At 57.3% G+C, this 10,771-nt stretch carries 10 protein-coding genes; 3 read left to right on the top strand and 7 right to left on the bottom strand.

The window, feature by feature from the left end; all coding sequences use genetic code 11:
* Window positions 1-58: 58 nt before the first annotated feature.
* Both ACY692_RS12880 and ACY692_RS12875 read left to right on the top strand, forming a co-directional pair.
* Window positions 59-922, top strand: a complete 864-nt coding sequence (locus ACY692_RS12880; protein WP_462325780.1) for an EamA family transporter — start codon at window positions 59-61, stop codon at window positions 920-922.
* A 231-nt stretch (window positions 923-1,153) separates the two neighbouring features.
* On the top strand, window positions 1,154-2,182 hold the full coding sequence (locus tag ACY692_RS12875) for an ADP-ribosylglycohydrolase family protein (protein WP_462325779.1): 1,029 nt from the start codon (window positions 1,154-1,156) through the stop codon (window positions 2,180-2,182).
* A 61-nt stretch (window positions 2,183-2,243) separates the two neighbouring features.
* On the opposite strand, the gene ACY692_RS12870 is transcribed toward ACY692_RS12875, so the two are convergent.
* The 5 genes from ACY692_RS12870 to hybA form a co-directional block, all read right to left on the bottom strand.
* Window positions 2,244-2,477 carry a hypothetical protein gene (locus tag ACY692_RS12870; RefSeq protein WP_462325778.1) on the bottom strand — a complete coding sequence of 78 codons (234 nt, stop codon included), beginning with the start codon at window positions 2,475-2,477 and terminating at the stop codon, window positions 2,244-2,246.
* An 80-nt stretch (window positions 2,478-2,557) separates the two neighbouring features.
* A complete protein-coding gene (locus ACY692_RS12865) occupies window positions 2,558-3,850 on the bottom strand; it encodes a tetrathionate reductase family octaheme c-type cytochrome (protein ID WP_462325781.1) in 1,293 nt (430 codons plus the stop codon).
* Between the two features lie 6 nt (window positions 3,851-3,856).
* Window positions 3,857-4,642 carry a cytochrome c3 family protein gene (locus tag ACY692_RS12860; RefSeq protein ID WP_462325777.1) on the bottom strand — a complete coding sequence of 262 codons (786 nt, stop codon included), beginning with the start codon at window positions 4,640-4,642 and terminating at the stop codon, window positions 3,857-3,859.
* Window positions 4,639-5,802, bottom strand: coding sequence for an NrfD/PsrC family molybdoenzyme membrane anchor subunit (gene nrfD / locus ACY692_RS12855; protein ID WP_462325776.1), 1,164 nt, complete (start codon window positions 5,800-5,802; stop codon window positions 4,639-4,641). Before nrfD ends, ACY692_RS12860 begins: the two co-directional genes overlap by 4 nt.
* Window positions 5,799-6,713: a hydrogenase 2 operon protein HybA gene (gene hybA / locus ACY692_RS12850; RefSeq protein ID WP_462325775.1), complete on the bottom strand. Its 915-nt coding sequence runs from the start codon at window positions 6,711-6,713 to the stop codon at window positions 5,799-5,801. Before hybA ends, nrfD begins: the two co-directional genes overlap by 4 nt.
* Before the next feature lie 169 nt (window positions 6,714-6,882).
* Between hybA and ACY692_RS12845 the strand changes: the two genes are divergently transcribed.
* A complete protein-coding gene (locus ACY692_RS12845) occupies window positions 6,883-7,383 on the top strand; it encodes a hypothetical protein (RefSeq protein ID WP_462325774.1) in 501 nt (166 codons plus the stop codon).
* Window positions 7,384-7,555: 172 nt separating this feature from the next.
* On the opposite strand, the gene recQ is transcribed toward ACY692_RS12845, so the two are convergent.
* Both recQ and ACY692_RS12835 read right to left on the bottom strand, forming a co-directional pair.
* Window positions 7,556-9,775, bottom strand: a complete 2,220-nt coding sequence (recQ, locus tag ACY692_RS12840) for a DNA helicase RecQ (protein WP_462325773.1) — start codon at window positions 9,773-9,775, stop codon at window positions 7,556-7,558.
* Window positions 9,776-9,804: 29 nt separating this feature from the next.
* Complete coding sequence (locus tag ACY692_RS12835) at window positions 9,805-10,605, bottom strand: 4Fe-4S binding protein (protein ID WP_462325772.1); 801 nt, start codon at window positions 10,603-10,605, stop codon at window positions 9,805-9,807.
* Window positions 10,606-10,771 lie beyond the last annotated feature (166 nt).

Below are 10,771 nucleotides of genomic sequence, written 5' to 3'. Positions count from 1 at the left end.
CTCCCGTCTCCCGTCTCCTTTTTCCCCCTCCCGTCTCCCTCTCCTTTGGAGCCTACCCATGTCTCTTCCCATGCTCGCCCTGGCCGGGCGGGTCCTCACCCTTGGGGTGGAACGGATCGTTGTCAAAAAGATGGGCTCACGCGCCGATTCCTTCTGCTCCACCTTTCTGTTTTTCTTTCTCGGTGCCCTGTTCCTGATCCCGTTTGTCATCTTTGAGCGGGTAGGGTCATGGCATTTCCTCCCCAAGGCCTTTATGAGCGGATTTTTCTATTCCGTGGCCTTTGTCTGTTATGTCCGCTCCCTGTCTCTGGAAGAGGCCTCTCTCGTCAGTCCGCTGTACAATTTCAACATCGTCTTTCTGGCGGTCATTGCCTCCATTTTTCTGGGCGAACCATTGACCGTGCATAAGGGAATCGGGCTTGCGCTCCTCCTGTACGGGGCCTCTCACCTCAACCGCGACGGACGCGCAAAAACTTCGTTTGTCCAATCCATGCGCGGCCTGATCCATAATGCCGGCTGTCGGTTCATGATGGTTGCATCCCTGCTCATCGCCGTGGGCCGGGTCATCGACAAGAGCAATATCCAGGCGACATCCCCCCTCGTATACTGTTTCTTTCTCTATCTCATCATTGCCGGCTACGTGTTTATCTATGTCCTCATCAAAGGGCGGACGTCCGGCATTGTCAGAATCATGAAGGAACAACCCTGGACCGCCATGGCCAGCGGGGCCATCAACGCCTATTCCTACCTCTTCCTCCTCATGGCCATCACCGAAATCGATGTCAGCGTGGCCGAACCCGTGTCCATGCTGGGGATGATCGTCACCCTGTTTTTGTCCCACTGGTTGCTCAGGGAAGACGTGAGCAGGCGGTGGCTTGCGGTATTGGTCATGCTCGGCGGGGCGTGGGTCATGTTTGTGTAGGGGGCAAATAAATCGATCCGTTTACATTGAATGGCTAACTCTCTATAGCTTGATCATGAATATACGCGAAAAAATATCGTATTAGCGCGTTCCGGCGGAAAACGATTGGAGGGTTGCCGTTCATCTCTTTGAAAAAGGTGATTTTGCATACGCTTTGTTTTTTGGACATTTGACCTTGGAAAAAATACCGAAGGCCATCTATGTTCATGGCAAGGAAGAATCAGGCTTGTCATGCACCATGTACAACGCGAACCAGGGGGGATGATCATGCAGGGGATTTCTGCGCGGGACCGTGCCATGGGCGCGGTTGTGGGGTGTTTTATCGGTGACGCCCTGGGAGTGGGGCCGCATTGGTACTACAACCTTGGGAAGATGCGTCAGGATTACGGGCAGTGGATCAGCGAGTACACCGCACCCAAAAAGGGGCGCTGGCACGAGGGGTTGAAGCCCGGGGACAATTCCCAGACCGGTCAGGTGACTCTGATGCTTCTGGAATCCCTGGCCTGTACCGGGACCTATGATCAGGACGATTTTACCACCCGGATGGACGATCTTCTGGGCACTCTGGACGGGTCCATCCATGGTGGGCGCATGACGGACATTGCCATGCGGGAATTATGGAAGGTCTGGCAAGCAGAACGGTCATGGAAACGCGCAGGATCACATGCCGACACGGCCGAGGCGGCTATCAGGAGCACAATTCTGGCCGCAGCCTATGCCCATGTGCCGGAACGACTGGCCGACGCAGCTGTGGAGAATATCCGGCTGACCCACAACGAGCCCTTCATCACAGCCCAGTCACTGGCATTTAGTCTGACCGTCTGCGCCCTGATCCGCGACATCCCCCTGGGCAAGACCCGTATGGTCGTGCCGGGATGGGCGGACTCCACAGGGTTGACCCGTTTTTTTCATGATGCCTTCATCCATCCCGATCTCATCGCCAGGGCGGCGAATAATCCAAACCTCCACATCGACCCGCCCCTGCATGTGTGCCAGTTGTTCGGCCTTCCCTGTCAGCTGGGTTTTCTGGCCCCGGCCGCCTATTATCTGTCCGCCCGGTTTCCCGAGGAATTCGAGATGCCCGTGCTTTCGGCCATCAACGGCGGCGGGAACAACATGGCCCGGGCGGCCCTGACCGGTGCCCTGTCCGGGGCTCTTGTGGGATTCTCCAACATTCCCAAGCGATTCGTGGACGGTTTGCAGGATGGGATCGCCATTCTTCCGCTGGCCGAGAAGATCACTGAACATCTCGCGGTATGATACCCACAAAGGGCGGCCGGTTCTGCTCTGTAGAGTACACAGGGCCGCCCCTACGCGAGGATTATTTGTTCATTGTCGAGGTGATGAGTTCCCTGAGGCCCGTCAGGGTTCCTTTCCAGGTCGTCTGCTCGTCGAGCATTATGGCCACGATGATATCCTTTTCCACGCTGACCTCGAAGACCAGTTCCTGGTCTCCCACCGTAAAAACGGCCTCGCCCCAGCGTTCCGCGGGCAGGCCGGTGGCTTCGCAGTCATAATCTGTACGGGCTTCTGTCGTCATTCTGATTTCGGACATGCTTCTTGTCTCCCTCTTGTACCCCGGGACCATGTTGGAACGGTCCCGGGGTACTTGTGTCTGATGAATGTACTGCGGTATTATTCACATGTCTTTTCTGACTTCCGGTATCCCAACGGCAGTTTCTTGAACCTTCCTCCGCAGATGATGGGATCACCCTTGTACCCGAGGGCCTTGAAATCGAGATAATCGGTCACCCCGATCAGGTCCTTCACATCCCGTCCCTGGGAGTACATGAATTTGAAGTTGGTTCCCTGGGTTGCGAGTTTTTTGTAGTCCACCTCCCGGCTGTCCTGGTGGCATCGGCCGCAGGTCAGCTCGCCGCTCAGGCTCTTGTGGCATTGGGCACAGGACAGGGCGAATTCTTTGGGGCTGACTTCATGATGGATGCCCCAATACATATCCGTTTCCACCCAGTCGTATTTGCCGCTGTAATCCAGGTTGGCCGCTTTCATTCCCAGAGCAAAGGATTTTTGCCAGTTACCTGTGGACCAGAATCCCTGCTTGCCGAAGAGGTGGGGCAGCAGGAAATAGCCGTTTTCGGCATCGGCGGCCTGGAATCCGCGCATGATCTTGAACGGGTAGATCTTGGAACGCGGGTCCTTGATGGAACCCACCGGGTAGGTGATATGGTTGACCCCGTCAAAATCCACCTTGTCGCCCACCAGTATCCTTTCCATATATCCATTATACCATGCGTATTCGGGTTTGGCACTCTCCTTCCACGCAAACTCGCCCTTTTTCCAGTGGTAATCGGTCTTGCCGTACTTGTCCTTTTTTGGAACCCGGTTCTTGTCACCGGCCTTGGACCAGTCCCAGAAGGTCTTGGTGGGGGTGCACTTGGAGTACACCGGAGTATGGCAGGTGTTACAGGACACGCTCTGGCAATGCCGGTTCAAATGGGCATCCAGAAGGTCGTCCCCGTAGTGGGGATTGTCCGTGTGGCAGGTTTCGCAGGTCTTGCTTCCCTCGGCCACGGCAACCGAGGAGCTGCGTCCGGGGATTTTGTGGTTGATGGTTTTGTGGCATTCGGTGCAGGTAAAATCGTACCCGCCCATATGGATATCACAGTTACGGTTCGGCCAGTTCAGATTTTCCGACATGTCGGCGTGCTTGACCGCATCGCCGCCCCCGCCGCTGAAATGGCAGTCGCCGCAGGTCTGGCGGCTGGTATAGCCCACATTCTTGGCCACCATGACCAGATCCACATCCTTGGCAGGCATGCCCGCTCCTGCAGGTGTCTTCTTGTACGTGCCCGTTGTGTCGTGACACACGAGGCAGTCGATCCTGGTTTTGTCCGTGAAATCGAAACTCTTGTCCTTCCATCCGTAGCCGACATGACATGATGTGCAACGAGACTCGTTGCTCTGGATGTTTATTCAGAAATTGTTGAGCGTTTTCTCGGATTTTCCGATCTGTATGCTCTTGGCATGTTTGAGGGTGTAGGGGGATGGGCCTTTCCACAGCCAATGGGCCGATTTGAGCATGTCGTTGCCCGCCTTCTCATGGCACCGCAGACATTCTTCTGTCACCTGCATGGGGGTAGGGTTGGCCGCCAGGTTGATCTTGTCCTTATGGTCGGTTTCGTTCCGCAGATGGCAGCCCTGGCAGCCCACGGGTCCCTTGCCTTCCTCTTTGTGGCAGCCCATGCAATTGAGATGATAGGCGGCCTTGAGCCCGATCCGGTCCGGCATCTGGGGATCAAAGGACTTTTGATGGCAGGCCGAGCATCGCAGGGTGTCGTTGGCTCTGGCATCCTTGACCACGTTTTTTTTCGGCCGGGCATGGTGACACAGGGTGCAGTCCTTGACCGAGGCGGCGTGCTTGGTGTGCATGAAGCGCACGGGATGATACTTGTCCTCGTTCTTCTTGATGATCGGACTGTCCAGCAGGAAATAGCTGTGCTTGATGTCGGCGATATCGTATCCTTCCTCGATGAACCGCTGACTGCGCACGCCCGGCGGTTCCACAAGCACCTCCTTGACCAGGGGGATGACTTTTTTCGAACGGGCGATGGCCTCAGCCTGGTCGGGTGCCTTCCATCCCTTGGTGACACCCGATCCCGCGTGCAGCGACGGGCCCGATGGCTGGTTCTGGGTGTATGCTGTCAGTCCCATGCCCAGGAACAGGACAAGGACGGTAATGGTCAGTGCGCATCGTTTCATGATTCCACCTCCCTTTTTTGCGCGCCTATCACCGGGAGCCAGGTGACCACGATCCTGTATAGAAACATGAGCGTGGCGATGAGGCCGACGGTTATGGCTATTTCCGGGACCGAGGGGAAATAGGTGGTCTGGGTCACCGGTGCCTTGTAGGCCACGGTGAAGACATTGATCCGGTTGATGAGCACGCCCAGGACGATCATGGTCGCAGCCGTGAACAGCAGTCCTCTGGAGCGGCGGATCCGTGGGGACAGGAGCATGAGCCAGGGTATCACGACCCCGAAGAGCACCTCGATGATGAAGGCGTTGGACTGGGCGGTGCCGTCGAGGAGATAGACATAGGTGCCCCGCACGATCATGTCCCCGAGCTTCACGGCCATGTATGTTCCGAGAATGAAGATGGTCCAGCGTGACAATGGCCCGAGCACGTCCATTTCACCGTCGAGTTTCAGGGAGCTCGTGGACAGACCCGTCTCAAAGATGACCATGGGATAGCCCACGGAAAAGGCCGAGAGCAGAAAGAGCAGGGGGAGCAGGGGAGTGTACCAGAGGGGGTGCATCTTGGTGGGCGCGATGAGCATGAGGGTGCCAAGGCTCGACTGGTGCATGCAGGAGAGCACCACCCCAAGAATGATGAACACCCACATGAGGGGCTTGAGCATCCCATCTAGTGTGGCCAGCAGTTTGAATTTTTTGCCGAACTGTTCGGCCACCACGGGAAAGAATTCAATGTACAATACCGTGAGATAGGCCATGACGCACATGGCCACCTCGAACAGGGCTGAATTGAAATTCCAGTTGAACATGGGTTTCCAGATGGCCCAGGACCGGCCGATGTCCAGGCAGACACCGAGGGCCACGAAGGTGTAGCCCAGGGCCGCTGTCAGGATGGCCGGGCGCAGGACGGCTTCGTATTTGTGGCGTCCAAGAATGTGGGCCAGGAATGATGTCGTGAAGCCGCCGGCAGCCAGGGCCACGCCCGAGGCCACGTCCACACCGATCCAGAGTCCCCAGGGATGGCCGTTGTCAAGGTTGGTGGCATAGCCGAGTCCACCGATGTAGCGGGCCGCGATACACACGAAACCGATGACCATGAGGACTGCAAGGACAATGACACCGGGGGTCCAGAAGGGCGTACGTAACGGTCTGGGAGTATGGCTCATGATTCCTCCTCCCGGTCATGGTTTTTGTTCTGCCGTTTCATGAGACAGCCGAGCCCAACGAATAGGGTTACCGGGGCCCACATATAGGCGTACACGGAATGCTGGATGGTTTCGGCCAGTTTGGGCATGGGTTTGGTCGGCATGATTGGAAATCCGAGCTGGTCAAAGGGTTCGCCGGAAACATACAGCCAGCTCGTTCCCCCGACCTCGGTTTCGCCGAAGACATGGTCCACATACCGGCTGGGATCGTTGTCGATGCGGGCATGGGCAAGGTCAAGCAACGTGTTGCGCTTGCCAAAGGTGATGGCCTCTACGGGACAGGCAGCGGCGCAGGCCGGTTTCCCTCCTTTTTTTTCGATGCGCTCGAAGCAGAAGGTGCATTTGCGAACCCTCGGCGTCAGGGGCTCGTCATACTCGTAGGCCGGGACCTCAAAGGGGCAGGCGACCATGCAGTACCGGCACCCGATGCACTTGGAGACATCGTAATGCACCGTACCGTTTTCCTTTTTGGACAACGCCCCTGTGATACATGCGGACACGCAGGCCGGGTCCTGACAATGCATGCACTGGATCTTGACAAAGGTGGGAACCTGACGTTCCTGTTCGTCCACTTCGCCGGTGAAATAGCGGTTGACCACGGTGAAGGCGTCGGCATCCATCCGGCGCGTGGTATTGAAGACCGTATTGTCTTTAAATGATGTATCGGGTTCGGGGAGTTTGTTGTAGGCGTTACAGGCCTCTTCGCATTTGCGGCATCCCACGCACCGGGTGATGTCCACGAGGCAGCCGAGGGGATCGTCCGGCGCCTTGGATACCCATGCCTGTGCCCCGGGCGGTTGCACGGCCTGGGCAGCGACCGTGCCCCCTGCAGCCAGGGCGAGTTGGAAAAAACGTCTGCGGCCAAGTTTCATTCAGCCCTCCTTGTTGTATGCACAATGCCCGGGGGCATCGACAAAATCTTCCCCATCCATGTTTGAGAAATTTGTAATGATACCTGTGGCTACATGAATTTGTTCGTGATATCCAGCCTGTTTTGTCCAAAGGTTCGGTTTTGCGACGGTGCGAAAAGGAGGCCTCCCTATGTCGTCACGTAGAAAAAAAAAGAAAAACGTATCCACACCGCGCAGATGCAAGATGGATCGGCAGCAACGGCTCGAATCAGCCCGGTCGACCCGGTGGCTGGAGAAGTACGGAGGCAAAAATCCGGTCAAGGGCTACCGCAAGGCCTTTGGCGTGGATATCCTGTGCGCGGTCGCGGAATTGAAGATGCTTGGGATGACGGTTTCCAAGGAATACGAGGAGCGGCTCGAGACGACGGTGAAGAACCGGATCGAAGCGAAGCGCCGGAAACGTGCTCGCAGGGAAGAAGAGGAGAAGCAGATACTCGGCCTTGATCAGGACGAGTATTTCGGTTTCATAGCAGGGTATACTCTTGGGGGCGCATCCTATGGAGTGACATGGGAAGAGATGGAGCAGATGGAGAAGAGTGAAGAGATGGGAGCGAAGGATATTGCAAATAATGCAAAAAATAAGAAGCCGTCGTTGATTATTGTACCGGAAGGAGAAAACGCGCCATTTTGACGGGGGTAACTATTCAGCACGACAACTGGGGATAAGGCAGTGTCTTTTCCTGGGAACGCCGACGTCCTCGTCGGCATGTATAACGTAAGAGCCGACGGGGACGTCGGCGCCCCCAGGCTTTGCCAAGCCGCAGTTTTAAGTTCAAATGGTTATAACATTTTCTTGTTTGACGTCATCCCCCCATCCCCATCCGCACACACTTCAGCACCCCGTAATCATACTTCCCGCCCAGGGCCTCGGACACTGGCTTGAGGGCGACCACTCCATCGTTCCTCAGTTTCTCGAAGGTGGTCCTGATAGCGGCCAGTTCCTCATCGTTCAATCCGGTAACCTCTTGTGCGGTGACCTCGCCGAGTCGAACCGCCTGGGCCATGTGGCCGGTAATGGTTGACGTTTTGAGGCCCCGTTCTTTGGCTACTGCACTGATCGATCCGAGTTTTCTGAACAGGTCCAGGGACAGGTTTTCCGTATCGCTCAGCTCCTGGCGTTCATTCCTGGGGGGCCGTGTCGGTGCCGGTTCCGGGAGATCGGGGAGATCTGTGGGGCGGCCGTGTTTGGCTCCGTGCGCTTTCAGGCCGTCCAGAAATGTCTGTCCGTAATGGGCCAGTTTGGATTGGCCGATGCCGTAGAGGGCGGACATGCCCTCCATTGTGGTCGGGCGAAAGGTGACCATTTCAAGCAGGGTCTTGTCCGCAAAGACCGTGTAGGGTGGGACGTTCTGTTTTTCGGCAATCTCCCGACGCAGGGTGCGCAGGGATTCCCAAAGTGTTTTGGATTCCTCGGTGGTCAACTCGATGGCGGCGCGTGACCCAGACGGTCTGCTCCGGTTTTTTTTGGGCGTGGGCGTGGGATCGGTTCTGAATTTGACTGTTTCCTGGCCACGCATAATGGCCCAGCTCTTGTCGTTTAGTTTGAGTGATCCGTAGTTTTCCACGTCCACGTACAACGCCCCGGCCGATGCCAGCTGGCGGTAGACCGAGGCCCAGCCGCGTTTGTCCAGATCCGTGCCGATGCCAAAGGTGGAGACCTTGTCGTGGCCGAATTTGAGGATAGGCTTGGTGGCGTTGCCCAGCAAAACCTCGGTGAGATGGGCCACCCCGAATCGCTGACCGGTTCTGAAAATATTGGACAGGGCCTTTTGGGCGGCAATGGTCCCGTCCCAGGTTGCCACGGGGTGGAGGCAGTTGTCGCAATTGTTGCATGTTTCAGGATAGGTGTCCCCGAAATAGTTGAGCAATGCCTGCCGCCTGCACGCGGCAGTTTCCAGAAACCCGATCAGGGCCTCGAGTTTTTGCCATTCTATGCGTCGCCGGTCCTCGGTGGTGGTGTTGGCCAGGACCAGGTTGCGCATGGCCACGATATCCCCGAATCCATAAGTCATCCAGGCATCGGCCGGCAGCCCGTCGCGCCCGGCGCGTCCTGTCTCCTGGTAATACCCCTCCATGCTCTTGGGCGGCTCGAGATGAACCACGAACCTGATGTCCGCCTTGTCCACCCCCATCCCAAAGGCGATGGTCGCGACCATGATGATCCCTTCCTCGCGCATGAACCGGTCCTGATTCCTGTGCCGGGCCCCGGCGTCCATGCCCGCATGGTAGGGCAGGGCGGTGAGCCCCTTGTTGGCGAGCCAGGCAGCGGTCTGGTCCACCTTTTTTCGGCTGAATCGGTAGACGATGCCTGATTCGCCCGGATGTTCATCTCTTAGGAATTTAAACAACTGCTGGTGGGGATTGTTCTTGGGGATGACCGTGTATCTGATGTTCGGCCGGTCGAACCCGGTGGTAAAGACGCGTGCCTGGGCGAGACGGAGGTTTTCGCGAATATCCTTCTGGGTCGGTTTGTCCGCCGTGGCGGTCATGGCCAGTCTGGGGACATGGGGGAACCGTTCTGCCAGAATGTCCAGCCGGGTGTATTCGGGCCGGAAATCGTGGCCCCATTGGGACACGCAATGGGCCTCGTCAATGGCGAACAGGGCGATTTCGCTTTGTTCGAGCAGGGAAAGGAACCGGTCGGTCATGAGCCGTTCCGGGGCCACGTATAACAGGTCCAGATGGCCCGAAACGAGCTGATTCTCAACCCCGGCGGCTTCCTGGGGGATGAGGCTGGAATTGAGGCAGGCCGCCTTGATTCCCATCTGCAACAGTCCGGTCACCTGGTCCTGCATGAGGGCGATGAGCGGGGAGATGACGATCCCGGTCCCCGGCCTGACCATGGAGGGAATCTGGTAACACAGGGATTTTCCACCACCCGTGGGCATGAGGACCAGACCATCGTTGCCCGCGACGACATGGTCGATGATTGCTTCCTGGAGATTGCGGAAGGTGCGGAATCCAAAGGTGGTGTTCAGGATTTCGCGGCATCGGGTCAGGTTGTCGTGGGCGGTGTTTTCCATGGCGTTCGGGGGTGTGGTGGGAGAAGGGATCAGAGGAACATCTCCGGCTGTTTGGGTTCGGCGTGTTTGGTGTGCAGGAATACGTTGATCTCGTGGATCTTGGCCACATTCCATGCCCTGGCCCCTGTGGGACAGGCCCGGATGCACGCGCTGCACCGGATGCACCCGGAGACGTCGGTGATGACCCCGTCAGCGACCTCGATGACCTGGGAGGGGCAGACACGGGCGCACTCGCCGCATAGCGTACACAGGTCCGGATCGGTCTCCGGCGCGATGGGCGCGGGCTGGACGCCGTCCTTGTAGGGACGGTTGCCGGGGAGATTGAGAGGCTCGATGCCATCGAGGTTGGTCAGCGTGGCCAGTTTCTCGGCAATCTTGCGCCCGAAATCTCGGGCCATTTGCAGGTCGTTGTCATCAGGACGACCCGTGGCAACCGGAAGATCTCGGGATGAAAAGGAATGTTCGCCAATAAAGGTGCCCCCGGCAACGGGCGCGAAGCCCAATTCCTTGGCGATGTCGTTCAGCTCGAGCAGGGCATCGTCATAATGCCGATTGCCGTAGACAGCGACCACCACGGCCGGTCTGCCGTTCCCCTGAACATGGGCACGCAGCCGTTTGGCCGCCAGATCCGGGACACGTCCCCCGTACACCGGAACGCCCAGAATGGCCACGCCTTCTGAAGGATTTGTACGACCGGATGTTTCCACGGGAAAGGTCAGATCCGTCTTGATGGTTTCGGCGTTGTGGATACCTGCGGCAATGGCCTCAACGGTGGCAAGCGTTGTCTTGGTGGGGGAGAAGAAGATGAGTTCGGTTGGATTGTGCGACATGGTGGGTCCTTTGTTTTAGGATGTAGATATAGGATGTAGGATATAGGATAAATTTGGAATTCGATAAATGTTCGCGGTCACCGTAGGGGCAGGTTCCATACCTGCCCTTGAGGGCGATAGAAAAAAAGGGAGAAACGGAGACGGGACAGGAGTGCGCAGCGCGTAG

It is taken from the genome of Desulfoplanes sp. (assembly GCF_054921335.1).
Note: the sequence above shows the minus strand (reverse complement) of the source record. Positions and strands in the feature narration are given on the sequence as shown.